This window comes from Cupriavidus sp. USMAHM13, from assembly GCF_001854285.1.
GTDB lineage: Bacteria > Pseudomonadota > Gammaproteobacteria > Burkholderiales > Burkholderiaceae > Cupriavidus > Cupriavidus malaysiensis.
Genome location: NZ_CP017751.1, coordinates 1,491,341 through 1,516,070 on the forward strand (window position 1 = coordinate 1,491,341; position 24,730 = coordinate 1,516,070).

At 69.9% G+C, this 24,730-nt stretch carries 16 protein-coding genes; 9 read left to right on the top strand and 7 right to left on the bottom strand.

Annotated features, from left to right (window positions below):
• The first annotated feature begins 572 nt into the window (after nt 1-572).
• Nucleotides 573-1,661, top strand: a complete 1,089-nt coding sequence (locus BKK81_RS06545) for an acyltransferase family protein (RefSeq protein ID WP_071011490.1) — start codon at nt 573-575, stop codon at nt 1,659-1,661.
• A 42-nt stretch (nt 1,662-1,703) separates the two neighbouring features.
• Here BKK81_RS06545 and BKK81_RS06550 read toward each other — a convergent pair whose 3' ends face one another.
• Nucleotides 1,704-5,099, bottom strand: a complete 3,396-nt coding sequence (locus BKK81_RS06550; RefSeq protein ID WP_083383984.1) for a diguanylate cyclase — start codon at nt 5,097-5,099, stop codon at nt 1,704-1,706.
• Nucleotides 5,100-5,588: 489 nt separating this feature from the next.
• On the opposite strand from BKK81_RS06550, the gene BKK81_RS06555 reads away from it, so the two are divergent.
• The 3 genes from BKK81_RS06555 to BKK81_RS06565 all read left to right on the top strand — a co-directional run bounded on the left by BKK81_RS06555 (nt 5,589) and on the right by BKK81_RS06565 (nt 10,207).
• Entirely contained in the window at nt 5,589-6,047 is a 459-nt protein-coding gene (locus BKK81_RS06555) for a (2Fe-2S)-binding protein (RefSeq protein WP_071011492.1), read from the top strand.
• A gap of 12 nt (nt 6,048-6,059) precedes the next feature.
• Complete coding sequence (locus BKK81_RS06560; protein ID WP_071011494.1) at nt 6,060-8,297, top strand: xanthine dehydrogenase family protein molybdopterin-binding subunit; 2,238 nt, start codon at nt 6,060-6,062, stop codon at nt 8,295-8,297.
• Nucleotides 8,298-8,839: 542 nt separating this feature from the next.
• Entirely contained in the window at nt 8,840-10,207 is a 1,368-nt protein-coding gene (locus tag BKK81_RS06565) for a sensor domain-containing diguanylate cyclase (protein ID WP_071011496.1), read from the top strand.
• A gap of 22 nt (nt 10,208-10,229) precedes the next feature.
• Here the strand turns inward: BKK81_RS06565 and BKK81_RS06570 are convergent, their stop codons facing one another.
• Entirely contained in the window at nt 10,230-11,240 is a 1,011-nt protein-coding gene (locus BKK81_RS06570) for an anti-sigma factor family protein (protein WP_071011497.1), read from the bottom strand.
• Nucleotides 11,227-11,853 (bottom strand): RNA polymerase sigma factor, encoded by a 627-nt coding sequence (locus BKK81_RS06575; RefSeq protein WP_071011498.1) that lies wholly within the window; start codon nt 11,851-11,853, stop codon nt 11,227-11,229. The genes BKK81_RS06570 and BKK81_RS06575 overlap by 14 nt, the downstream gene beginning before the upstream one ends.
• 246 nt (nt 11,854-12,099) lie before the next feature.
• On the opposite strand from BKK81_RS06575, the gene BKK81_RS06580 reads away from it, so the two are divergent.
• A complete protein-coding gene (locus BKK81_RS06580) occupies nt 12,100-13,002 on the top strand; it encodes a metallophosphoesterase family protein (protein WP_071011500.1) in 903 nt (300 codons plus the stop codon).
• Between the two features lie 51 nt (nt 13,003-13,053).
• Nucleotides 13,054-13,446 carry a cupredoxin domain-containing protein gene (locus BKK81_RS06585; RefSeq protein ID WP_071011502.1) on the top strand — a complete coding sequence of 131 codons (393 nt, stop codon included), beginning with the start codon at nt 13,054-13,056 and terminating at the stop codon, nt 13,444-13,446.
• A 118-nt stretch (nt 13,447-13,564) separates the two neighbouring features.
• Here BKK81_RS06585 and BKK81_RS06590 read toward each other — a convergent pair whose 3' ends face one another.
• Genes BKK81_RS06590 through BKK81_RS06600 form a run of 3 tightly spaced genes read right to left on the bottom strand, consistent with a single transcriptional unit; the run spans nt 13,565 to nt 19,454 of the window.
• Nucleotides 13,565-16,726, bottom strand: coding sequence for an efflux RND transporter permease subunit (locus BKK81_RS06590; RefSeq protein ID WP_071011504.1), 3,162 nt, complete (start codon nt 16,724-16,726; stop codon nt 13,565-13,567).
• Nucleotides 16,723-17,922, bottom strand: coding sequence for an efflux RND transporter periplasmic adaptor subunit (locus tag BKK81_RS06595; RefSeq protein ID WP_071011506.1), 1,200 nt, complete (start codon nt 17,920-17,922; stop codon nt 16,723-16,725). The genes BKK81_RS06590 and BKK81_RS06595 overlap by 4 nt, the downstream gene beginning before the upstream one ends.
• 44 nt (nt 17,923-17,966) lie before the next feature.
• The gene (locus tag BKK81_RS06600) at nt 17,967-19,454 is read right to left on the bottom strand and encodes an efflux transporter outer membrane subunit (protein ID WP_083384206.1); all 1,488 of its coding nucleotides are present in this window, start codon (nt 19,452-19,454) and stop codon (nt 17,967-17,969) included.
• A 670-nt stretch (nt 19,455-20,124) separates the two neighbouring features.
• On the opposite strand from BKK81_RS06600, the gene BKK81_RS06605 reads away from it, so the two are divergent.
• The 3 genes from BKK81_RS06605 (at nt 20,125) to BKK81_RS06615 (ending at nt 23,948) form a co-directional block, all read left to right on the top strand.
• Complete coding sequence (locus BKK81_RS06605) at nt 20,125-20,418, top strand: ArsR/SmtB family transcription factor (RefSeq protein ID WP_071011509.1); 294 nt, start codon at nt 20,125-20,127, stop codon at nt 20,416-20,418.
• Nucleotides 20,419-20,945: 527 nt separating this feature from the next.
• Nucleotides 20,946-22,640: a beta strand repeat-containing protein gene (locus BKK81_RS06610; protein ID WP_071011511.1), complete on the top strand. Its 1,695-nt coding sequence runs from the start codon at nt 20,946-20,948 to the stop codon at nt 22,638-22,640.
• A gap of 186 nt (nt 22,641-22,826) precedes the next feature.
• Nucleotides 22,827-23,948, top strand: coding sequence for a hypothetical protein (locus tag BKK81_RS06615; RefSeq protein ID WP_071011512.1), 1,122 nt, complete (start codon nt 22,827-22,829; stop codon nt 23,946-23,948).
• A 97-nt stretch (nt 23,949-24,045) separates the two neighbouring features.
• Here BKK81_RS06615 and BKK81_RS35240 read toward each other — a convergent pair whose 3' ends face one another.
• Nucleotides 24,046-24,189, bottom strand: coding sequence for a hypothetical protein (locus BKK81_RS35240; protein WP_156811159.1), 144 nt, complete (start codon nt 24,187-24,189; stop codon nt 24,046-24,048).
• Between the last annotated feature and the right edge of the window lie 541 nt (nt 24,190-24,730).

Genomic DNA, 24,730 nt, shown 5'->3' on the forward strand with positions numbered 1-24,730 from the left:
CCGCCGTGCGTCGACGGGCGCACGGCGCGTGGGGCGCGATGCGGGATGGGTCACTTGTCCTCCTCTTTTCCTCTGTTGTTGGGTGCGGCCGGGGCCTGGGGGGGGCCTCGGCGTCCGCCATGCTTGGTGGCGCCTTCTATCGCACGAGCCGTGCCAGCGCTGCATGCGCGCGCATGCATGCCTAAGATGTTGATTTCGCTGCGGAAAAAAATGTGATGCGGGCGCTTTGTTCGGTTTTCCGTGTGTTGGCGCCGGATGGCCGTTCGGATTACCGAATGCGTGGCCGGGCGATGGGTGGCGGTGGCGGCATGTGCGTCGCGGCGGCGCCGGGCGAGGTGCCGGATGCTGGACGGGGGCTGGAGCAGCATGGACCGGGATGGTCCGGGATGGTCCGGGATGGTCCGGGCCGGGCGGGGATGGGCGGAGACTAAGCCTGCCTCTCCGTCTTCTGGCGCATACCAATCGCCGTGGCCCGGCTTCTAGAATGAAGCCATCCGGCCGGTCGGATACGGACCCGACACGGGTCGGAGGGGCTGGCGCCCGGCCGCGGGGCGCAGGGATGGGGGCCGGACATGAGTTCGAAGCACGCCTTTGTCACGCTGGACGCGCTGCGCGGGATTGCCGCCCTGGGCGTGGCGGTGACGCACATGCCGCGGGTCTTCGATGGCGTGACGGTGCCGAATGCCCACCTCGCCGTCGATTTCTTCTTTCAGCTGAGCGGCTTCGTCATTGCCTTCGCCTACTTGAAGAAGATCGAGGAGGGGATGAGCCTGGGCACCTTCGTGCGGGCCCGCGTCAACCGCCTCTACCCCATCTTCCTGGTCGGCATCCTGCTGGGCGTCGCGGTGGCCGTGGCGGCCCTGGCCTTCGGCGGCGCCGGCATGTCCGTGTCGTGGTCGGGGCGCGCCTTCGGCTGTGCCGTGCTGCCGAACCTGCTGATGCTGCCGGCCTTCGGCTGCGGCGTGGACAACCTGATCTTCCCCTTCAACCCGCCGATGTGGTCGGTGTTCCACGAGTTCCTGGTCAACATCGCCTTCTTCCTGCTGATTCCGCTGTTGCGCTTCCGCCTGCTGGTGCTGTGCCTGCCGCCGTTCCTCTATCTTCTGCTGGCGCCCTTCGTGCTGGGCAGCGGCGGCTTCGACTTCGGCTTCGGCTGGGGCGACTTCCTGCCGGGCTTCCTGCGCACGGCCGCGTCTTTCCTGGTCGGCGTGAACATCTTCCTGGCCGCCGACCGCCGCATGTCCAGCTCCAACCTGGTCGGCGTGCTGCTGGCGGTGGTGACGGGGGCGGCGCTCTACGCTTCCCATACCGGCCTGATCTACGAGTCGGTGATGGTGGTGGTGGTGTTTCCGCTGGTGGTGTGGTTCGGCGCGCGCTACAACCCGTCGCATGCCGGCCTGGCCTGGCTGTTCGTCAAGCTGGGCAGCATCAGCTATGTGCTGTATGCCATCCACAAGCCGACCTACCAGCTGCTCTACGGCGCGCTGCTCAAGTTCGCGCCGTCGCTGATCGGGCGCGCCGGCATGGCGCTGGGCGTGGCCATGCTGGCGGGCATCGTGCTCCTGTCCTGGTGGCTGGCGCGCTATTACGAGCCGGCGGCGCGCGCCCTGCTGGGCAAGGTGGGCGCCGCGCGGCGGGCCGCGCCGGCTTCCGCGGAGTGATGCCGGCGGGGTGATGCCGCGCAGTGATGCCCCGCCGGGACCTCAGCTGTCCTGCGAGGCGCGCGCGGTGCGGCTGTCGAGGAACAGGTCGAGCGGCATGGGCCGTCCGATCACATAGCCCTGCGCGAAGTCGACGCCGATGGTGCGCAGCACGTGCAGCGTCTGCTCGTCCTCCACCGATTCGGCTACCGTGCTGACGCCGAGGCGGTGGCCGATATCGTTGATGGAACTGACGATCTCGCGGTCCACCGCGTTGCTGGCCAGGTGGCGGATGAAGCTGCCGTCGATCTTCAGGCAGTCGACCGGGAACTGCTTCAGGTAGGCGAAGGAGGACAGGCCGGTACCGAAGTCGTCCAGCGCCACCGTGCAGCCGGCGCGCCGCATCTCGGACACCAGCCGGTTGGCCGCCGCCATGTTGTTGATCAGCGCGGTCTCGGTGATCTCCAGCTGGATGCGGCTGGCGGGCAGCACCGAGTCGTGCAGTTCGGCGTGCAGGAAGGGCAGCAGGAACGGCTCGCCCAGCGAGTTGGCCGACAGGTTGATGCCGACCGTCAGCCCGGGCACGGCGAGCAGGCGCGCGCCATAGCTGCGCAGCACGTGACGGATCACCCAGCGGTCGACGTGGCCCATCAGGTCGTAGCGCTCGGCCGCCGGGATGAAGGCGCCCGGCATCACCAGCTGGCCGCCTTCGTCGATCATGCGCACCAGGATCTCGATGTGGTGGGCGTCGGCGCAGGCCACCTGCAGCGGCCGGATCTCCTGCGCGAACAGGCGGAAACGGTTCGCCTCCAGCGCCGAGTGGATGCCGGCCGCCACCTGCAGTTCCTGGTGGTGGCGCTGGGCGTCGCTCTCGTCGCTGCGGTAGACCGAGACGCGGTTGCGGCCGGCCGCCTTGGCGGCATAGCAGGCCACGTCGGCGCGGCTCATCAGCTCGCCCACGGGCGGCGCCTCGGCGTCGATGGCGGTGATGCCGATGCTGGCGCCCAGGTCGTAGACCCGCCCCTCCCACGGGAAGCGCTGGCCGCGGATGGCGTCGATCACCTTCTGGCACACGGCCTCGGCATGCTCGACGGTGCAGTTGTGCAGCAGCAGCCCGAATTCGTCGCCGCCGAGCCGGGCCAGCACGTCGTCGGTGCGCACGTGGTGGCGGATCACGTGGCTGAGCTCGCGCAGCAGCACGTCGCCGGCGGCGTGGCCGGCGGTGTCGTTGACGATCTTGAAGCGGTCCAGGTCGATGAAGCACAGCGCATGGCGCTGCAGCTGCTGGCGCGCCGCGTCGCAGGCTTCGCGCAGGCGCTTCTCGAACCAGTTGCGGTTGGGCAGCCCGGTCAGCGCGTCGTGCGTGGCCGAGTGCGCCAGTTCGCGCTGCAGCGCGCGTGCCTGCGTGATGTCCTGGAACACCAGCACCGCGCCCAGCACCTCGCCGGCGGCGGTCAGCACCGGCGCGGCCGAGTCCTGCACGTCGTGGCGGTCGCCGTTCAGGCCCAGCAGCACGGCGCCGTCCTGCAGGTAGACCGGGCGCAGCGTCTGCAGGCAGGTGGCCACGGGATTGGGGATGACGTCGCCGCTGTTCTCGTCGACCACGCGGAAGATCTGCTCCAGCGGCTGCCCCATGGCGGCGGGCAGGGTCCAGCCGGTGAGCTGCTCGGCGATGGGGTTCATGAAGGTGACGCCCATCTGCGCGTCCGTGCAGATCACCGCGTCGCCGATCGAGCGCAGCGTGATGTGCAGGCGTTCCTTTTCCTCGAACAGCGCTTCGGTGAGATGGCGCTGCTCGGTGATGTCCCAGTTGGTGCCGACCATGGCGCTGGCGCGGCCGTCCTGCTGGCGCGACACCATGGCCATGGCGCGGATGTGGCGCACCTCGCCGCCGGGCAGGCGGATCCGGTATTCGGTGTCGAAGGGGCGCGTGCCCTTGATGGCATGGCGCATCTCGTCGCTGGCGCGCTGCAGGTCGTCCGGATGCAGCATGGCGATCCATTGCTCCAGCGCCAGCACGCCGCTGCCGTCGGCCTCGCGCGCGGGCAGGCCGTGCAGCGCGTGCATGCGCGCGTCCCAGGTGATGGTGGAGGTGACGAAGTCCCACTCCCAGATGCCCACCCCGCCGGCCTCGACGGCGAGCTGGGTGCGGCGCGACAGGCGTTCGAGCGCCTCCTGCGCGGTCTTGCGCTCGTGGATGCTCTCCACCTGGGCGATGAAATGCAGCGGCTCGCCGCTGGCCTCGTCGTGCATCAGGGAGACCGCCAGCAGCGCCCACACATACTCGCCGTTCTTGCGCAGGTAGCGCTTTTCCATGCGGTAGGACTCGATCTCGCCGGTCAGCAGCTGCTCCAGCTGGCGCAGGTCGGAGGCGAGGTCGTCCGGGTGGGTGATGGTCTGGAAGGGCAGCTCGGCCATCTCGTCCGCGGAGTAGCCGAACAGCTCGCAGATGGCGCGGTTGACGGTATGCCAGCGGCCGTCCAGGCTCACCAGCGCCATGCCGATCGCCGAGTGCTCCATGGCCTGGCGGAAGCGCTGCTCGCTGCCGCGCAGTTCATTGCGATCGTGGCGGTTCTGCTCCACCACGAAGGCGATGCAGATCGGGAAGATCACGATCAGCGCCGCCGAGATCTGCCCGGATTGCAGCAGCGCGGTCGGCGCGGCGTGCCAGCCGGCATGGGCGGAGTACAGGTCCAGCAGCACGGTGACGGTGACCGAGAGCAGCGCCAGCAGCGCCGTGACGAGCGGGTTGGAGCCGAGCGCCGTCAGCAGCAGCGGCATCGATAGCACGATGAAGTGCTCGTGGCCGAGCCAGACGGTGGCGCAGCTGGTGGCCAGGCACAGCAGGGACAGGCCCGCCAGGCGCCAGCGCCGGCGCGGCGCCAGCGTGGTCAGGATGCGCTCGCGGGTCAGCGTGGCCATCAGCGGCAGCAGCAGCACCGCGCCCAGCGCGTCGGATGTCCACCAGGTCCACCACGCCGAGGTGTAGAGGCCCTGGTAGACGGTGCTGATCACGGCCGCGCCGAGCGTGGCGCCCACCGCCGGCCCGATCGTGCTGCCCGTGCCCATCACGATGGCGAAGCCGGCCAGCGGGCCGGTGCTGGCCTGGCGCGTGCTGGCCAGCAGCTGGCGCGCCAGCCAGGCCGACAGGCCGATCTCGGCGGTGTTGGCGCCGGCCAGCAGCAGGGCGGCGCCGAAGCTGTCGCCCATCAGCCAGTTGGCGAGCAGGATGCCCGCCAGCACGGACGCCAGCAGGCCGCGTGTTTCGGCGCGGGGCCGGCGCAGCAGGAGCCCGAGCGCGAAGGCGCTGGCCAGCCAGATCGTGGCTGGCTCGCCGGGGTTCCGCGAGACCGCGATGCTGCCCGCACCGAAGGCTAGCGTGCCGATGGCGGTCAACAGCATCGCCAGGCGTGGATGCTGGGCAGTGGAGGGCTGGCGGTAAGCCGGGTCGGGCTGCATTCGAGTCTTGCCTGGTCTGGTAGAGCGGGAGCTGGGAAACCTTCTGGCTTGCCGGCGGGCCGGGGTCGCGCCGCCGGCGCCCCGAGGCTGGCGGCGCGCGCAATTCCCCTGAGGCTAGCCGGCAAGTGTAGCCATATGGGGGAGGCGGGATAGCCCAGATTTGGTGGGGTTGGCCGGCCGCTTTCAGGGCTGGCGCTCGCGGCGGTTTTGCGCTATGGGCGGTGCCGGCGCCGCCACCCGGGAGGTCCCCGCGCGCACCAATGTAGTGCCGGCAAGGCGGCCGCGGCCCGGCCTGCGGGGCCGCGCGGGGGCAGGAGAACGCTGGCGCACGTCACGAGGGAATTTGCACTATCCTCGGAAGGCTTTGCCAGGCACGGGCCGGCCATGCGCGCGGCAGTGCCCGGCAGCCATCGACCGGGCTGGATTCGATAACAAGACCGGCCGCCATGCCAGCGGCCGGCACCCTGCACATCACCAAGGAGTGTCCCCATGACCATCCTAGAGATCAACGGCAAGCCGCAGGAGCTGAACGTGGACCCCGCCACGCCGCTGCTGTGGGCGCTGCGCGAGAACCTGCACCTGACCGGCACCAAGTTCGGCTGCGGCATCGCGTCCTGCGGCGCTTGCACCGTGCATATCAACGGCCAGGCCACGCGCAGCTGCGTGACGCCGGTGTCGGCGGTGGCCGGCGCGCGCATCACCACCATCGAGGAAGTCGGCGGCGACAAGGTCGGGCGCGCGGTGCTCGACGCCTGGGTCAAGCACGATGTGGCCCAGTGCGGCTACTGCCAGAACGGGCAGGTGATGAGCGCGGTGAGCCTGCTGCGCAGCAAGCGGCATCCGACCGATGCCGACATCGACCAGGCCATGGCGGGCAATGTGTGCCGCTGCGGTACCTATCAACGCATCCGTGCCGCCATCAAGGACGCGGCCCGGACGCTGGGCTGAGGGGAGGGAGACATGCGCATCCGCGAACTCGAAGCGCTGGCGGGCGGCAACCGTCCCGCCGGCGAGGCCGGCACCGCCACCCTGAACCGCCGCGGCTTCCTCAAGCTGACCGGCCTTGCCGGCGGCGGCCTCGCCCTGGGCGTGGCGCCGGCCCTGGCCACGGCGCAGGCAGGCGGTGCCCCCAAGGCCCCGCCGGCACCGCCGCAGGCTTTCCTTACCATCGCGCCGGACAACACCGTCACCGTGGCCGTCAACCGGCTGGAATTCGGCCAGGGCGTGCATACCGCGCTGCCGATGGCGCTGGCCGAGGAACTCGATGCCGACTGGCGCAACGTGCGCGCCGTGCTGGCGCCGGCCGGCGACCCGTACAAGGACCCGATGTTCGGCATGCAGATGACGGGTGGCTCGACCGCGCTGAACCATTCCTTCCAGCAGTACCGCGAACTGGGCGCGCGCGCCCGCGCCATGCTGGTGGCCGCGGCGGCCAAGCAGTGGCAGGTGGATCCGTCCGCCTGCAAGGTCGAGCTGGGCGTGGTCAGCGCCGGCAGCCACCGCGCCACCTTCGGCGAACTGGCGCAGGCGGCGATGGCGCTGCCGGTGCCGCAGCAGGTGACGCTCAAGGATCCCGCGCGCTTCCGCCTGGTGGGCAAGCCGGTGCCGCGCCTGGACGCGCGCGGCAAGCTGAGCGGCGCGACGCTGTTCGGCATCGACACCCATCTCGACAACCTGCGCGTGGCGATGGTGGCGCGGCCGCCGCGCTTCGGCGGCAAGGTCAAGACCTTCAACGCCGACAAGGCGCGCGCCATGCCGGGGGTGCGCGATGTGCTGCTGGTGCCGGTGGACCGCGGCGGCACCGGCGTGGCGGTGGTGGCCGACGGCTACTGGCAGGCGCGCCAGGCGCGCGACGCGCTGCAGATCGACTGGGAGGACAGCGGCTCCAAGGTCTCCAGCAAGGCCCTGTTCGATGAGTACGGCAAGCTCGCCGACCAGCCCGGCACGGTGGCGCGCGAAGCGGACCTGGGCGCGATGGGCAGCGCGGCCCGCACCATCGAGGCCGAGTACCGCTTCCCCTACCTGGCGCACGCCCCGATGGAGCCGCTCAACTGCACGCTGCAGGCCGAGGTGGCCGGCAAGAAGGCCACCGCGCTCAAGGTCTGGGTCGGCTCGCAGTTCCAGACCGTGGACCAGGCCGCGGTGGCGCGCGTGTTCGGGCTGGCGCCCGCCGGGGTCACGCTCAACACCATGATGGCCGGCGGCGGCTTCGGCCGCCGCGCGGTGCCGACCTCCGACTACCTGGTCGAGGCCGCGCAGGTGATGCGCGCATGGATCGCCAACGGACATGCCGAGCCCATCAAGGTGATGTGGAGCCGCGAGGACGACATCCATGGCGGCTACTACCGGCCGCTGCATGTGCACAAGGCGCGCATCGGCCTGGACGCCCAGGGCAAGGTGCTGGGCTGGCGCCACGTGATCGTCGGGCAGTCGATCCTCAAGGGCACGCCCTTCGAGGCCTTCATGGTCAAGGGGGGCGTCGACTCGACCATGACCGAAGGGCTGGTCGAGAACGAGTACGGCCTGCCGCTGCAGCTCTCCGTGCACCATCCGCAGGTGGATGTGCCGGTGCTGTGGTGGCGCTCGGTGGGCAATACGCATACCGCCTACGTCAAGGAAACGCTGGTGGACGAACTGGCCGAGGCGGCCGGCCAGGACCCGGTGGCCTACCGCCTCGCGCACTACGACGAGGCCAAGCACGCGCGCCAGCGCGCGGCGCTGCAGCTCGCCGTGCAGAAGTCCGGCTACGGCAAGCGCAAGCTGCCCAAGGGCCAGGCCTGGGGCGTGGCGGTACACGAGTCGTTCGGCTCGGTGGTGGCCTATGTGGCCGAGGTTTCGCTGGACAAGGGCGAACCGCGCGTGCACCGCGTCACGGCCGGCGTGCATGCCAACCGCGTGGTCAACCCGATGAGCGCCGAGGCCCAGATCCAGGGCGCCTGCGTGTTCGGCCTGGCGATGACCAAGCCCGGCTTCGCCATCGAGATCGAGAACGGCGTGGTGAAGAACAGCAATTTCCCCGACTACCCGCCGCCGCGCATCACCGACGCACCGGTGGTCGACGTGTTCTTCGTGCCCTCGCAGGACAACCCCTCCGGCCTGGGCGAGCCCGGCGTGCCGGCCATCGCGCCGGCCATGGCCAACGCGCTGTACCGGCTCACCGGCAAGCGGCAGCGGCAACTGCCGTTCGTGCTGGCTTGAAGGGGGGCAGGCGCCAGCTGGCCGTGGCGGTCTGGAGTAGGCCATCGGCTTCGGTTCGCTCCCCTCTCCCGCTTGCGGGAGAGGGGCTGGGGGTGAGGGCAGGCGCTGGCTGACCGCAGCGGCTTGGATCACACCGTCGGCTTCGTCTCTGCGCTCGCGTGCCGGACCACACCGACGGCTTCGTCATGCGTGGCACCTTGCTAAACCACCCCTCACCCCCACCCTCTCCCCGTGCGGGGAGAGGGAGCCAAGACCTCGTGCTTGGCGATTGGTGTTGGCGCATCCTGCCGGCTTCGTCCAGCGCGATAGGGTTTGCGCCGGACACCCAACTAAAGTAGGGTGGTCGCGCGGGAAACCCGCGCCAAGATTGACTATGTGCCGGCTGGGGCCGGCATACAGGCCGCCCGCATCCGGCATCGCTTGCTGTGGAGACACCTCGCGAGCAAGGCTGCGGCGGCCGGCCAGGCGTGCCCGCATGACGGCGGGTTCGAAGCGGAGGTACGACACCCGGGCGCGGGGGGAGGCGAAGTGGGACGACTGCGATGGATGGCCTGCTGATACAGCGCGCGTCGCGCGTGCAGCTTCTGCTCGCCGGCGCCGCCGCGTTGCTGATCCTGCTCGCGCTGGTGGCGGCGTCGCCGCGCGCGAGCTTGCCGTTGCCGGCGGTCGTGCCGTTCATGCCGATGTGCGCGCTGACCGTGTTCACCACCGCGGGCATCGCGGCCTACCTGCTGGGAGCGCAGTTCCATGCCACCCGGCAGCCGATGCTCGGCGCGCTCAGCGGTGCCTACGCCTTCACCGCGCTGGCGGTCGCCCTGCAACTGCTGATGTTCCCCGGCGTGTTCACCCCGGCCGGCCTGTTCGGCGCCAATCCGCATAGCGCGGCCTGGATGTGGGTGTACTGGCATGGCGGCTTCCCGTTCTTCGTCATCGTGGCGGTGCTGGCGCGCGACCGGCTGCAGGCGAGACTGTTCGCCGCGCGGCAGGCCGGATGGTGGAAGCTGGTCCTGGTCGGCGGTCCGGTGCTGGCCGCCGCGCTGCTCGGGCTGCTGGCCGTGCATACCCGAGAGGCGCCGGACTTCGGGCTGCCGGACCATGTGGTGGGCGTGATCGCCTACCGCACCGCCACCGTGGTCTGGCTGCTCAACGCGCTGGCGGTCACGATCGTTATCCTGGGCGGGCGCCTGCGCGCCGTGCTGGATCTGTGGCTGGCGATCGCCGTGCTGGCGTGCTTTACCGATACCACCCTGAACCTGCTGAGCCCGGCCCGCTTCACGCTCGGCTGGTACCTGGCGCGCCTGTTCAGCATGCTCGCGCCGGGCGTGCTGGTCTGCGCGCTGGTCTGGGAGGTCACCGCGCTCTATGGCCGCCTGTTCGCGGCCCACGCTTCCTTGCTCCAGGCTTCGATGCATGATGCCCTGACCGGCGTGTACAACCGCAGCTACTTCGATGTCGAGTATCGCCGCGAGCTGGAGCGGTCCGCGCATGGCGGGCAGCAGCTCTCCCTGCTGATGATCGATGTGGACGACTTCAAGCGCTACAACGATACCTACGGGCACTGGAAAGGCGACCAGTGCCTGGCCGCGGTGGCGCATGCGCTGGCCTCGGTCGTGCGGCGCGGGCCGGACTTCGTTGCCCGCTACGGCGGCGAGGAGTTCGCGCTGGTGCTGCCCGCCACCGACGAGCAGGCGGCGCTCGCGGTCGCCGAGCGCGCGCGGCAGGCGGTGGCGCGGCTGCGCCTGGAGGTGCCCGCCGGGATCGGCCACGTGACCGTCAGCGTGGGATGCGCCACCCGCGCGGTGGGCGCCTCGGATCCTCCCGAGCAGCTCATCCAGGCCGCCGATGCGGCGCTGTATGAGGCCAAGAGCGCCGGGCGCAACTGTGTCCGCTTTGCGGAGGCGCCGGCCTGAGTGCCGGCGCGAGGCGGCCGCGTCAGCGCGGGGTGTCGCCGGACGCCGCCATGTCGGCCTCGTAAGCCTGCAGCCACGCCTCGCGCAGTCCGCGCAGCTCCGGCGCGCCGGCATCGCTGACGGCCCACAGGCGCATGTCGCCGGCGCGCCAGCTTTCCAGCACGTAGCCGTCGCGCAGCACCGGCATGGCGCCGGCCTGCCGGGCGGCGTCCGCCGGCAGCACGAAGACGTCGATCGGGTGCAGGTTGCGCCGGTAGACCAGTACCGCGACGGTGCGTCCGGCCACGTGGTCGAGGCGGCCGCCCACCAGCGGGAAGCCGTGCGTGGCGAGGTCGTAGACCGGTGGCGCATAGTCGAGGCGGCCGTTGAACCAGGGCTTGACCGTATGGCGGTCGGACGAGGCCACGTCGTAGCTGCGGCCGGACAGCAGGGCGCGCACATGGCTGTCGACCAGGGCGTTGGCGAGGCTGTCGGCCTGGGGGCCCAACTGTGCATAGCGCACCAGCCCGAGCGACAGCGTGGCGACGGTCAGTGCGGCCATCGCGGCATTGGCCGCCGGCGGCCAGTCGAACCAGCGCAGCCAGTGCAGCCAGCGGGGCCGGGCGCGCGCCGGCTGCCGCGCGGGCGCCGGTGCCGGCCGGGCATGCTCGGCCGGCACGCCGTTACCCCGTTCCGGGATGCCATGGGTGGCGTCATGGGTGGCGTCATGGGTGGCGTCATGGGTGGCGTTTTCGGTGGCGCCGCGCGTGGCGGCATGCGCGGTGGTATGCACCGCGGCCGTGGCGGCCGGCACGGCTTGCGGTATCGCCACGCTGCCCGGCAGGGCCGCCAGCAGCCGCGCGCGCAGCGCGGCATCGGCGCGATAGTAGGGCGCGCCCTCGCGCACCGCGGCGCGCAGCGCGCGCAGGGCCTGCAGCTCGGCGCGGCAGCCGGGGCAGCCGTCCAGGTGCTGTTCCAGCCGGAGCGACTCGGCCGCGCCCAGTTCGTCGTCGGCCCCGGCCTGCAGCAGGGCGCGCGCGTCACGGCATTCCATGGCCAGTCTCCTTGCCGGCGAGGCCGGCGTCGATCTTCCGCGCCGCCTCCGCCTGGCGCGTCGCGGGCCGTGTCCCGGTGCGCAGTGCGGTGACGGTGTCCGCCAGCAGGCGGCGCGCGCGCGCCAGGCGCGACATCACCGTGCCGATCGGCACGTCGGCGATGCGGGCGATGTCGCGGTAGGGCAGGTCCTCCAGTTCACGCAGCACGATGACTTCGCGGAAGGGCACCGGCAGGCGTGCCAGCGCCTCGCGCACCAGCCGCACGTCCTCGGCGCGCAGCAGCCACTGTTCCGGTCCGGCCAGCGCGGGTTCCTGCCAGCCGGGCAGGGCTTCGCCGCCGTCGCGGTTCTCGTCGTAGCCGTCGCCCGCCTGGGCCGGGTCGCGCCGCTCCCAGGTGCTGGCGCAGGTGTTGCGCACGATGGCGAGCAGCCACGGGCGCGCCTGCTCGCCGTGGAAAGCGTCGAAGTAGCGGTAGGCGCGCAGCATGGCCTCTTGCAGCACATCCTCGGCCTCCGTGCCGCCGCCGCACAGCCAGCGCGCCAGGTTGTAGGCGGCGTCCAGGTGCGGCAGCACGATGGCCTCGAAGCGACGGCGCTGTTCGGCAGCGTCCACATGCCTCCTTTGGGGTTTGCCGCGCCGGTCCGGGCCGCGTGCCGGTGGCACGCGGGGCCGGGTCCGCCGGCGGGTTTCCAAGGTATACCGCGCCGCGTGCCACTTTATTCCCGGCGGCACGCTGCCTGCCTGCGTGCCGTTCGGCACGGCGCGGCGGCGGCATGCCGCCGGAGCACGTTGCGGGAATAAGCCGGCGCGCGCGCCGGTACAACAGGTGTAGCACCTTTTTCTTGCGAAGGAGTCACCATGAACCATCAGTGGAACCGGCGCGACTTCCTGCGCCTGGCAGGCGCCGCCGGCGGCGCCGTGTTTGCGTCGGCCCTGCCCGGCTGGGCGGCGGCGCGCGACGAGGATTTCTACTTCGTGCAGTTGTCGGATGCGCACTGGGGCTTCCAGGGGCCGGCCAATCCCGATGCGCGCGGCACCTTGCCCAAGGCCGTGGCGGCGGTGCAGGCGCTGCCGGCCAAGCCCGACTTCATCATCTTCACCGGCGACCTGACCCACAGCGTCGACGATCCCGACGAGCGGCGCCGCCGCATGCGCGAGTTCCAGGGCGTGGTCGCACCGCTGGCGGCGTCGCACACGCTGCACCTGATGCCGGGCGAGCACGACGCCGGGCTGGATGGCGGCGCGGCCTTCCGCGAACTGTTCGGCCCCACGCACTACGTCTTCGATCACAAGGGCGTGCACTTCATCGTGCTGGACAATGTGTCGGACCCGGCCGGCCGGGTCGGGCAGGAGCAGCTCGACTGGCTGTCGCAGGACCTGGCCCGCCAGCCGCGCGATGCGCGCATCGTGCTGTTCACGCACCGGCCGCTGTTCGACCTCTATCCGCAATGGGACTGGGCCACGCGCGACGGTGCCCAGGTGGTCGAGCGCCTGATGCCGCACGCGAACGTGACGGTCTTCTACGGCCATATCCACCAGGAGCACCACCACATGACCGGGCATATCGCCCACCATGCGGCGCGCTCGCTGATGTTCCCGCTGCCGGTGGCGGGCTCGCAGCCGCAGCGCCAGCCGGTGCCGTGGGATCCGGCGCAGCCCTACCGCGGGCTGGGCTGGCGCAGCGTCAGCCTGGGGCCGGACGCGGCCGACGTGGCGCTGGTGGAAAAGCCGATCCTGGCGGCGGCGCCGGAGCGGGCGTGAGGAATGAACGCGAGGAATGGACGAGAGGAATGGACCAGAGGGGGAATCATCATGCCTGATGCTGCGAAGATCGCGTCGCCGCAGCGACGCCGCTGGGTGGGCCGTGCGCTGGCCGGGGCGCTGGCGCTGGCCGGTACGCCGCTGCTGGTGCGGGGCGCGGCGGCAGCGCCGCGCGTGATCGCGGTGAATGCCCGCCGCTTCGTCTTCACGCCCGATCGCATCGCCCTGCGCGCGGGCGAGCCGGTGGTGTTCGAACTGACCGTGCAGGACACCTTCATGGGCTTCTCCGTGCCCGAGCTGGGCATCCGCGCCGACCTGGTGCCGGGCCGTACCGTGCGCCTGCCGGCGATGGTGCCCAAGGCGGGCAGCTACACCTTCCTGTGCGATGTGTTCTGCGGCAGCGGCCACGAGGACATGCACGGGCTCATCGAGGTGACGGCCTGAGGTTGGGGCGGAAGAAAGGGCGGAAGAAAGGGCGGGAGAGGACGGGAGAGGACGGGGAGGAGAGGCCGGCAGGCGCGGGCAGGGGCGGCGCAAGCCGCCGCCGCCCGCGCGCACCGCCTCAGTCGGCCTTGCCGGCCAGGGCGTGCGGGTCGCCTGCCCCGCCGGAGCGCCGTGCCTTGCGCCGCATGTACCAGTAGTGCAGGCGGTCCAGGTAGAGGTAGACCACCGGCGTGGTGTACAGCGTCAGCAGTTGCGACAGCAGCAGGCCGCCCACCATGGCGTAGCCCAGCGGGCGGCGCAGTTCCGAGCCGGCGCCGTGGCCGAGCATCAGCGGCAGGCCGGCCAGCAGCGCGCACATGGTGGTCATCATGATGGGGCGGAAGCGCAGCAGGCAGGCCTGGTAGATGGCTTCCTGCGGCGTCATGCCCTTCTCGCGCTCGGCCACCAGCGCGAAGTCCACCATCATGATGCCGTTCTTCTTGACGATGCCGATCAGCAGGATGATGCCGATCAGCGCGATCACCGAGAGATCGTAGCCGCCCGCCATCAGGATCAGCAGCGCGCCCACGCCCGCCGACGGCAGCGTGGAGAGGATGGTGAGCGGGTGGATGTAGCTCTCGTAGAGCAGGCCCAGCACGATGTACACCGCGATCAGCGCCGCCGTGATCAGGTAGGGCTGCGAGGCCAGCGAGGCACCGAAGGCCTGCGCCGTGCCCTGGAAGGCACCGGTCAGGGTCTGCGGGCGGCCCATGCCGGCCAGCGCGTCGTTGATCGCCTTGACCGCCTCGCCCAGCGATACGTTGGGGGCCAGGTTGAAGGAGATCGTCACGGCCGGGAACTGGCTCTGGTGGCTGATCGACAGGTAGGCGGTGTGGTCGGTGTCGATCTTGACGAAGGTCGACAGCGGGATCTGCTGGCCCGTGAGCGGCGAGGTGACGTAGAGCTTGTCGAACAGGCTCGGGTCTTCCTGCAGCGCGGGCGTGGCTTCCAGCACCACGTGGTAGCTGTTGATCTGCGTGAAGTACTGCGCGACCTGGCGCTGGCCGATGGCGTCATACAGCGTGGCGTCGATCAGCGCCGGCGTGATGCCGAAGCTGGAGGCGCGTGCGCGGTCGATGGTCAGGCGCGCGGCGGCGGCGCCGTTCTGCTGGTCGGAGGCCACGTCGGTGAGCTGCGACAGCTTGCGGAAGCGCTCCAGGATGCGCGGCGCCCAGTCGTTGAGCTCGTCCAGGTTGGCGTCGATCAGCGTGTACTGGTACTGCGTGCGCGACAGCCGGCCACCCACGTTGATGTCCTGGCCGGCCTGCAGGAACAGGTTGGCGCCTTCCACGCGGGACAGCTTGGGACGCAGCCGCGCGATGATCTCGTCGGCGGTGGCGGTGCGGCCTTCTTCCTTGGGCTTCAGGCTGATGAAGACGCGGCCGGTGTTGACGGTCTCCTGGCCGCCCAGCATGCCGACCGCCGCCACGTCGGGATCGGCGCGCACGATGTCGGCGAGCTGGATCATGCGCGCGTTCATCGACTTGAACGACGCATCCTGGGCGGACTCGGCGAAGCCGAACAGGAAGCCCGTGTCCTGCTGCGGGAAGAAGCCCTTGGGAATGATCACGAACAGCGTGGCCGACAGCGCCACGGTGCCGATGAAGGTGCACAGCGTCAGGAACTGGTGGCGCATCACCACGTCCAGGCCGCGCCGGTAGGCTGCCAGCATGGCGTCGAAGCCGCGCTCGAACAGCTGGTAGAGGCGGCCGTGCCGCTCGGACGGTGTGTGGCGCAGGTAGCGCGAGCACAGCATCGGCGTCAGCGTCAGCGACACCACCACCGACACCAGGATGGTCATGGTCACTGTCACGGCGAACTCGCGGAACAGCCGGCCGACGATGCCGCCCATCAGCAGCAGCGGGATGAACACCGCCACCAGCGAGACCGAGATCGACACCACGGTGAAGCCGATCTCGGCGGCGCCCTTGATGGCGGCTTCCATCGGCGCCATGCCTTCCTCGACATGCCGGTAGATGTTCTCCAGCACCACGATGGCGTCGTCGACGACGAAGCCCACGGCGATGGTGATCGCCATCAGCGACAGGTTGTCGCGGCTGTAGCCGAGCAGGTACATGCCGGCCGCCGTGCCCATCAGCGCCAGCGGCACGGTCACGCTGGGGATCAGCGTGGCGGGCAGGTTGCGCAGGAAGACGAAGATGATCATCACCACCAGCGCGATGGTCAGCACCAGCGTGAACTGTACGTCGGCCACCGAAGCGCGGATGTTCTGCGTGCGGTCCGCGATGGTGTTGACCCGCACCGACGGCGGGATCGAGGCCTGCAGGCGGGGCAGGGCGGCCTTGACGCGCTCGACCGTCTCGATCACGTTGGCGCCCGGCTGCTTGGTGATGGCCAGGATGATGGCGCGCCCGTTGTGGATCGTGTTGCCTTCCGGCACGCCGGCGCCGGCAAAGGCCCAGGCGGCCAGCTTCATGTTCTCGGGGGCATCGACCGCCACGCCCACGTCGCGCACGCGCACCGGGGCGCCGTTGCGGTAGGCCAGCACCATGTCGTTCCACTGCGAGGCCTTGGTGAGCTGGTCGTTGGTGTAGACGTTGAAGGCCTTGTGCGTGCCGTCGGTGCTGCCGGTCGGCTGGTTCACCGTCGTGCTGGCGATCACGCCGCGGATGTCCTCCAGGCTCATGCCCATCGAGGACAGCTTCTGCGGATCGACCTGGATGCGCACCGCCGGCTTCTGCTGGCCGCCGATATTGACCAGGCCGACGCCGGAGATCTGCGAGATCTGCTGCGCCAGGATGTTGTCGGCGTAGTCGTTGACCTCGGTCAGCGGCAGCGAGTCCGACTGCACCGCCAGCACCAGGATCGGCGCATCGGCCGGGTTGACCTTGCGGAAGGTCGGCGGCGAGGGCAGGTTGCTCGGCAGCTGGCCGCTGGCGGCGTTGATGGCCGCCTGGATGTCCACCGCGGCGGCGTCGATATTGCGGTTCAGGTCGAACTGCAGCGTGATCTGCGTGGTGCCCTGCGAGTTCGACGAGGTCATCTGCGTGAGCCCCGCGATCAGCGAGAACTGCCGTTCCAGCGGCTGTGCCACGTTGGAGGCCATGGTTTCCGGACTGGCCCCCGGCAGGTTGGCCGAGACCTGCACGGTGGGGAAATCCACCTGGGGCAGCGGCGCCACCGGCAGCAGCGGCCAGGCCGCCACGCCGATCAGCGCCAGCGCGATGGCGAGCAGCGTGGTGCCGATCGGGCGCTTGATGAAGGCGGTGGAAAGGCTCATGACTTCCTGCCTCCGGCGGGCGCGGCCGAAGCGTCGGCCGCGGTCCTGGACGGGGCTTGCCCCTCGGCCACGCGCGAGCCGGGCTTGAGCTTGTACTGGCCGTCGACCACGACGCGGTCGGCCGCGTTCAGGCCCTTGTCGACGATGGCCTTGCCGTCCTGGATGGTGGCCAGCGCGATGTCCTGCTGGCGTACGGTCTGGTCGGCCTGGACCACGAACACGTAGGGGCCGTTCTGGCTGCGCTGCACGGCGGCGGCGGGAATGGTGAGGGCCTGTTTGCGCGTATCGACCACCAGCGCGGCGTTGACGTACTGGCCGGGCCACAGCAGGTGGGACGGATTGGCGAAGCGCGCCTTGAGCTGGATCGTGCCCGAGGTGGTGTCGATGGTGTTGTTGAGCAGGATCAGGCCGCCGCTGCCGAGCGCCTCGCCGGAGGCGCGCTCGCTGGCGGTCACGGCCAGCGGCTTGTCGCCGCTGGCGCGCATGGCGCGGTTGATGCGCTGGAAGGATTCTTCCGGCAGCGTGAAGACCACGTCGATCGGGTCGATCTGGCGGATCACCACCAGGCCGTTGGTGTCGGTCGCGTGCACGATGTTGCCAGGGTCGACCAGGCGGGCGCCGACGCGGCCGGAGATCGGCGCGGTGATGGTGGTGAAGGCGAGCTGCACGCTGGCGTAGTTGACCTGGGCCTCGTCGTTCTTGACCGCGGCGGCGAGCTGGTTGACCGTGGCGCGCTGGGTGTCCAGCGTCTGCTGGGTGGTGGCGTTTTCCTTGATCAGGCCCTCGTAGCGCTGCAGGTCCAGGCGCGCGTTGGCGAGCTGCGCCTCGTCGCGCGCCTTTTGTGCCTGGACCTGCTGCAGCTGTGCCTGGAAGGTGCGCGGGTCGATCTGCGCGAGCATCTGGCCGGCCTTCACGTCCTGGCCTTCGGTGAAGCCCACGCGGTCGAGCTGGCCGTCCACGCGCGAGCGCACGGTGACGGTGGCCACGGGCTGCACCGTGCCGACGCCGGTCAGGCGGATCGGTACATCTTCCTCGCGCACCAGCGCGGTGGTGACCTTGACGGCGGGGACGGCCGCGGCGGGCTGGGGGGCGCGCATGCGGCCCAGCGAGCCGGCGGCGAACCAGATCAGGGCGAGCAGGATCAGCGCGGCGAGGATGAGCAGCGGGAGTTTGCGGCGGTTGGGGCTTGACGCCATGACAAATGCCTCGGTCTTGTTGCGCCTGTGGCGCCTATCTGGGATCAGGGATGAGCGGACGGCGGGGTGGCCGTGCCGGCGAGGGTTTCCTTGGCGGACGCGGTGGACGCGGTGGACGCAGCGGATGCGGCAGGCGCAGCGGACAGCGCATCCGCATGCCAGCCGCCGCCGACCGCCTTGATCAGGCCGACGCTGGCCGCGAGCTGGCGCCCGCGCAGCTGGATCGCCGTGCGCTGGTTGGACAGTGCCAGCGTCTGCGCGGTGATCACCGACAGGTAGGTGGCGGTGCCGCCACGGTACTGGGCCAGTGTGACCCGCTCGGCATCCTGCGCCGCCTTGACCGCCTGCTCCTGCTGCACCACTTCGCGGTCGAGCACGGCAAGCGAGGCCAGGTTGTCCTCCACGTCCTGCAGGGCCGCCAGCACCGTCTGCTTGTAGTTGGCCACGGCAGCATCGTAGGCGGCCAGCGCCTGGTCGCTGCGCGCGCTGCGCAGGCCGCCGTCGAACAGGGTCTGGGCCAGGGCGGCACCGAGCGACCACACCCGCGCCGGCGGCGTGAACCAGTTGGCGAGGCTGGCGCTGTTGGAGCCGAGTGCCGCATTGAGCAGCAGCTGCGGGAAGTAGGCCGCGCGCGCGACGCCGATATTGGCGTTGGCCGCCGCCGCCTGTCGCTCGGCGCTGGCGATGTCGGGGCGGCGTTCCAGCAGCGTCGACGGCAGGCCGGGCGGGATCACCAGCGCCGTCATCGTGAATGGCTCGCTGGGAATGCTGAAACCCGACGGCGGGCGACCCACCAGCACTGCCAGGGCATGCTCGAGCTGCTTGCGCTGCAGCACCAGGTCGGTGGCCTGCGCCTGCGCCGCGGTCAGCGTGACGGTGGCCAGCGAGACGTCGGCCTGGGTCACGATGCCGGCGCGGAACTGGCTCTGGCTCAGCTTGAGCGACTCCTGGTAGCCGGCGACGGTGCGCGCATACAACTCGATCTGCACATCGGTGATGCGCAGCTGGATATAGTCCTGCGCCACTTCGGCCTGGATCAGCAGGCGGGTCGCGGCGAGCTGCGCGGCGCTGGCCTGGGCGCTGTCGCTGGCGGCCTCGGCCTGGCGGCGCACCAGGCCCCACAGGTCAGGCTCCCAGCTGGCGTCCAGCGCCGCCGTGTAGTAGGGGCCGATCGAGCTGACGCCGAGCGTGGTGGTGCGCTGCCGGCCGGTGCCGACATTGGCTGACACGGTGGGGAAGAAGGCCGAGCGGGCCTGCTGCACCAGGGACCTGGCCTGGCGGTACTGCGCCTGGGCCTGCTGCAGGGTCTGGTTGGACGCATTGGCCTGGTCGACCAGTTGGTCGAGCCGGCGGTCGCCGAACAGCTTCCACCAGTCGAGGCCGGCTTCGACGGTGCGCGGTTCGGCCACCTTCCACTGGGCGGGGTCCATCACCGCTTCGCTGAACGCGGCCGGTACCTCGGTGGCCGGGCGCTGATAATCGGGGCCGACCGCGCAGCCGCCCAGGCCGGCGAACACGAGTGCCAGGCTCACGCCACGCCAGCGGGCGTGGCGCGGCAGTGCGTCAGGGGGACGCGCGCAGGACATCGGGCAACACTCCTAATGGCAGGCTGGTTGGCTGCCGGACGGGGGGCCGCCGGGGGCGGCCCCTGCAGGGGGACAAGACTGCCGTGGACGGGGGAGGGCCGCGGCGGCGTTCCGGTGGCTGGCGGGCGCACGACTCCGCGCGCATGCCCGCCGCACGCCTCGCAGCTAAGAATACTGCGCGGCAGAGAGTCACGATATGTGCACAGCATTACCGAATATTTCAATGGATTACGCCACGGCGGGGCCATCCCGCCGCAAGTGGCAACTGGCGCACGCATCCGGGCGGCGGCCCGCTGTCACTGAAATCTCCCGTAATCACCGGCCAGGGCTGGCGGCCGGTTTCGGCACGCTGGCAGCGCCCGGACCGCGCCATGCCCATCCTTGTTCCCACTATATATATATGTCGCGCGTGGCGACGGCGCGCGATCCTGCCGGGCCGGTTGCGGGCGTGGGAGCCTGGGGCCGCTTGTGGTCGTTTGTCGCCGCTTGTCGTCTTTTGCACGAAACGGCACGCACCCCCGATCCGTCATGTTGCAATTGCCAGCCGGCCCGCGTAGAAAGGAACCACAAGAAGACCGGCCCCACGCCGTTCGACAAAGCCGACAAGGTATCGACCATGGAGACCCCACAGCCCAACGCATTGCTGCCCTATGCCCTGCTGGCAGTGCCCGCGCGCCTGGCCATCTGCCGCGCCTTGCTGGAAGCGGGGGAGCATGGGCTGCCCGCCGCCGAACTGGCGGCCATCGCGGGGCTGACGCTGCCGCGTGCCACGCACTGCTTCCGCGAGTTGCTGCAAGCCGACGTGGTGGCCGTCACCGTGCACGGGCGGCAGGTCAGCTACGTCCTCAAGGCCCGCCACGCGGTGCGCGAGGCGCTGGATTATCTGGGCAGTTCCGGGCTGCTGAGCTGAACCGTTGCGAGGGTGTCGCCCGACACTCCCGCCTCCCGCCTCCCGCCTCCTGCCTCCTGCCTCCTGCCTCCTGCCTCCTGCCTCCCGTTTTCCCCCGCCGTACCCACCGCCAGCCAGGCAGCCGGCCGGCGGCGAGTTGCCGTCGTAGCCGGCGGGAGCCGTTCTCCCTTCTTCCGGGGTAGTCCATCTTGGCGATAGCGCCGGCGCCCGGCGAACGCCGGATTTCGCCGTGCCATCGCGATTTTTCCTGCAAATATGCTCGATAAGCGGCATTTCGGCTTTTTCTGCGGCGTTTGCGTCGTCCTTGCGGCATCTTTCCCATCTTTTGTCCCCCCATTGGTGGGATGACGTTCGCCGGGAAAATCGGGCATTAATGTCGTCGGTATCATTTTTGAAATTTCTTACATTTCTGCCGATAACCTCTGCGGAAATGACCGCCGCGCGGTGATCGCGGCACCGGCCTCGATGCCGGGCCTGGCATCCGCCAAGACACAACAAGCACCCCGAAAACCGTTCAGGAGCGAGTAATGCAAACGAGTCTCAAGAAACCCCTGGTACTGGCAACCATGGCTGCCGCAGCCGTGCTGGTCGTCGCCTGCGGCGGCGGCGACGATTCGCCGTCCACGCCCACGGCCAGCGTCAGCGGCAAGGCGGTGGACTTCTACCTGTCCGGCGCCACCGTGACCTTCACCGGTTGCAACAACCAGACCACCAAGACCGACGGCAACGGCAACTTCGCCTTCCCGTCCGGCTGCACCAGCAGCCCGCTGACCGTGACCGGCGGCACCGATATCGGTACCAAGCTGGCATTCAACGGCGTGCTGCAGGCGCCGGCCGTGGCCTACAAGGCAGGCCAGGTCCCGGTGATCTCGCCGCTGACCACGCTGGCCGTGGCGCTGGGCGTCAGCCCCAGCACGCTGGCTGCCAAGCTGGGCGTGACCACCGATCCGACCCTGGTCGACCCGATGACCGACGCCGCCGCGCTCAAGGCCGCGGTGGTGGTGCAGCAACTGATCGACCAGATCACCAAGACCCTGTCCGGCGTGGTGACCAACGCCGGCGGCACGATCAGCGCCAGCGCTGCCGCCGCCGCCGCAGCCAAGGCCGTGGCGAGCGCGATCAACAACACTTCGGGCACGGTCAACCTGGGTGACCCGACCCTGGTTTCCAACGCCATCAAGGGCGCTGTGGTGAATGCCCAGTCCAGCCTGCCGGCCAACCTGCAGAGCAGCATCAACACGGTCGCCGCCAACGTGGCCGCTATCGCTACGCCGCTGGTCAGCACCACCGTGTCGAGCGTGTCGAACGCCCTGAGCAATGTCACCCTGGGCGGCTCGCCGTCGGCCACGCTGACCGCGCTGCAGACCTCCGGCGCGCTGAACAGCGTGACCAGCAGCGCCAGTTCGACCCTGGCCACCACGCTGGCGTCGGCGGTCAGCTCGACCGCGCTGACCAACAGCTCGCTGACTTCGCTGCTGTCGGCCCTCGGCAATGCCGTGGCAACGGGTTCGCCCGCGGATGTGTCGAGCGCCGCCTCCGCGCTGGGTGCCAACGTGTCCGGCTCGGTGGTCACCCAGATCAGCAACGCCATCACCCTGAGCAACTACGTCCAGGTCGGCAATGTCTCGATCAACGGTGGCACGCCGGTTGCCTACACTTCGTCGCTGACCGGCACCGGCACGCTGGCCGATGTCAAGGCGGTGCTGACGACCGTCGGCTCGCCGTTCGGCACCAACGGCTCGAACGTCCGCGCCGGCCTGCACTACAGCTACAACGGCAACAACGTCGACCTGGTCATCGACAAGGTCACGTTGACCTTCGATGGCACCGGCGCGCTGACCGGCGCCACCGTGCCGGCCAATACCAGCTACAGCTTCAACATCTCGGGCGGCATCAACGTCAGCGTCAAGGCCACCAACAATTCTGCCGATAACCTGTACGGCACGATCGGTAGCGCGGGTGCGCTGGACCTGCCGGTGACGACCTTCCTGAGCAAGCTGCAGGCCGCCGGCTCGCTGAGCTCTGCGCAGATCGCCTCGCTGACGCCGAAGTCGGGTGGCACCGCCAACGTGACTTTCGCGCTGGTCGGTTCCAACGGCAACGCGGTGGTGGTCGGTACCGGTACCGGTACTGCGGCCAAGAGCACCGGCTCGGCTGCGGTCACCGCCAGCGGTGCTGCGGTCGCTGGCAACGGCCTGACCTTCTCGCTGTCGCTGAACTAAGCCGGGAGCCCTGCTCCGGTTGGTCGTATCGCCCCCCCGCGGGGCGATGGCGCCACCGGGCGCCCGCATGCCACGGTAGACCGGGGGCGTGCAGCGGGCGCCCGGTTTTTCTCGTTTACGGGCTGGCCTGCGCCAGCCCGTTCGCACAACTGCAGTTAGGGGGCAGCGATGTCCCTGGAGTCCGAGATGTTCCTGTCCGTTTCGCGCCGGCATGCCGCCGGTGCCATCGCGCTGATTGCCCTGGCCGGCGCCGGCAGCGCCCGCGCCGCGTCCGAGGACGAGTTCCTGCTCGCCGAGCCGACCACCGGCGAGTCCGACCGCTTCCGCGTCGAGGCCAGCTACGACGCCGTCAACAGCACGCTCGACGTGTTCAACCTGCGCACCCGCCAGGGTCCGCTGCCGGACGGCGCGGGCGACTACCAGGGCGGGCGCGTGATGGTCGGCTACAAGTTTTCCCCGTACTGGTCGGGCGCGGCCACCTACTGGCGCCGCAACATCACCTACGGCCAGGACACCAACGGCATCGACAGCTGGCAGGTGGCACTGCACTTCGACCCGCTCGCCGAGCCGGGCGCGCGCGATCGGTTGCTGTTCCGCTTCTCGCTATGGGGCGATACGGCCGGCGCGCTCAGCAAGAACTCGCCGACCACGGTGAAGGGCACCACCTTCAACCAGCTGACCGTCAACAACCCGAACGACATCCAGGCCCAGGCCGACATGATGTTCTCGGGCCAGCTCAACGACTACAACACCCTGACCGGCTTCATCGGCGCCGGCATCAGCCGCGTCACGGTGGGCTCCATCAATGCGCAGCTGCGCCGCGGCAACTGCAACTTCAACGTCAGCATCAACTCCGACAACATGGCCAACGGCGCGCTGGCCGCGCCCTGTTCGGTCGGCGGGGTCACGCTGCAGCAGGCTTCCTTCAGCACCGACGCGTCCCAGTTCGGCATCAATGTCGGCCAGGACCTCAACTACACCGCCGGCTTCTTCTCGCTGGGCGGCTCGTGGCGCTGGCGCTACAAGGACTTCGGCGCCCACCTCGGCTACCAGTTCCAGTACCTGCTGCGCAGCGACATCGACAGCCGCATGTCCAGCTACGGCGCCTCGCCGATCAAGTCCAACCATTCGCTGGGCCTGGAGCTGTCCTACAAGGTGGTGAAGAACGTCGAGCTGTTCGTGCGCGGCCAGGCCTTCCTCTACAACTTCGTCGGCACCATTCCGATGCTGTACAACGCCGCCACCGCGGGGCGCCTGGACCGCTACTACGGCTACGCCTCCTTCGGCGTGCGCTTCTCGGGCTTCTGAGCGCGCCCGCGGGTTTGCCGCCGCCGCCGCGCGCAGCGGCGGCGCGCCTGGCTCCGCCAGCGGGCACCGCCCGCCCACGCCCGCGCTGAAGGCCGGCTCAATGCGCGGCCACCGCGCCGCCGGCCGCTCCCTTGACCGGCCCGGTCAGCCAGATCAGCGGCACGATCGCCAGGAAGATGACGCCCGGGATCCAGATCGAGAACGGATCGTCGACTTCAGTTGCATCGCGATCGAGCTGCATCGCTGTTGCTGGAAGCCGATGCCAAGGTCCTTGAATCGGCACTGGAAGCCAAGCGCCTTCGCGCACTGCTCCCGCCAACCATCATCCCTGTTTGCAGGGGCAGGTCACCTGATGCGAGCCATCAAGGGCGTGCCACGCAAAGTGAATTGTGCGGAAAGGCACGGTGTACGGTGGAAGGCTCCAAATAGGATCATGACAGACCGGCGATGGCGCGAAGCCGGCCTCTGTCCGCGTTCGCGTTGCCAGGGGCAGCCCTCCGCGACACGCCGTTGCCACTTGAGATGCTGCGGCAGAGCAGCGCAGATGGGGTCAGATCATGGGCACACCGGAAGCAATCCCTTGCGTGCTGTGTACCGCGCTCGCGCGGCGCTGGCGGGATCCGAGTGACCGCCTGAAGGGCGGTCGCATCTACCGGTGTGCCGTCTGCGGCGGACGTTACGCCGTCACTGGCGATGCCTTGGCTGCGCTCGAAGGGAGTGCATGGGATAGTGCCCAGCTACTGGAGACGGTTCGGCAGTGCATTGCAGTCGGCAAGCTCCCC

What these genes read in the sequence shown, in the direction of transcription:
- BKK81_RS06610 (WP_071011511.1), top strand. Translation starts at nt 20,946, where the DNA reads ATGCAAACGAGTCTCAAGAAACCCCTGGTACTGGCAACCATGGCTGCC.
- BKK81_RS06590 (WP_071011504.1), bottom strand. Translation starts at nt 16,726, where the DNA reads ATGAGCCTTTCCACCGCCTTCATCAAGCGCCCGATCGGCACCACGCTG.
- BKK81_RS06565 (WP_071011496.1), top strand. Translation starts at nt 8,840, where the DNA reads ATGGATGGCCTGCTGATACAGCGCGCGTCGCGCGTGCAGCTTCTGCTC.
- BKK81_RS06615 (WP_071011512.1), top strand. Translation starts at nt 22,827, where the DNA reads ATGTTCCTGTCCGTTTCGCGCCGGCATGCCGCCGGTGCCATCGCGCTG.
- BKK81_RS06595 (WP_071011506.1), bottom strand. Translation starts at nt 17,922, where the DNA reads ATGGCGTCAAGCCCCAACCGCCGCAAACTCCCGCTGCTCATCCTCGCC.
- BKK81_RS06555 (WP_071011492.1), top strand. Translation starts at nt 5,589, where the DNA reads ATGACCATCCTAGAGATCAACGGCAAGCCGCAGGAGCTGAACGTGGAC.
- BKK81_RS06585 (WP_071011502.1), top strand. Translation starts at nt 13,054, where the DNA reads ATGCCTGATGCTGCGAAGATCGCGTCGCCGCAGCGACGCCGCTGGGTG.
- BKK81_RS06560 (WP_071011494.1), top strand. Translation starts at nt 6,060, where the DNA reads ATGCGCATCCGCGAACTCGAAGCGCTGGCGGGCGGCAACCGTCCCGCC.
- BKK81_RS06545 (WP_071011490.1), top strand. Translation starts at nt 573, where the DNA reads ATGAGTTCGAAGCACGCCTTTGTCACGCTGGACGCGCTGCGCGGGATT.
- BKK81_RS06550 (WP_083383984.1), bottom strand. Translation starts at nt 5,099, where the DNA reads ATGCAGCCCGACCCGGCTTACCGCCAGCCCTCCACTGCCCAGCATCCA.
- BKK81_RS35240 (WP_156811159.1), bottom strand. Translation starts at nt 24,189, where the DNA reads ATGCAGCTCGATCGCGATGCAACTGAAGTCGACGATCCGTTCTCGATC.
- BKK81_RS06605 (WP_071011509.1), top strand. Translation starts at nt 20,125, where the DNA reads ATGGAGACCCCACAGCCCAACGCATTGCTGCCCTATGCCCTGCTGGCA.
- BKK81_RS06570 (WP_071011497.1), bottom strand. Translation starts at nt 11,240, where the DNA reads ATGGAATGCCGTGACGCGCGCGCCCTGCTGCAGGCCGGGGCCGACGAC.
- BKK81_RS06580 (WP_071011500.1), top strand. Translation starts at nt 12,100, where the DNA reads ATGAACCATCAGTGGAACCGGCGCGACTTCCTGCGCCTGGCAGGCGCC.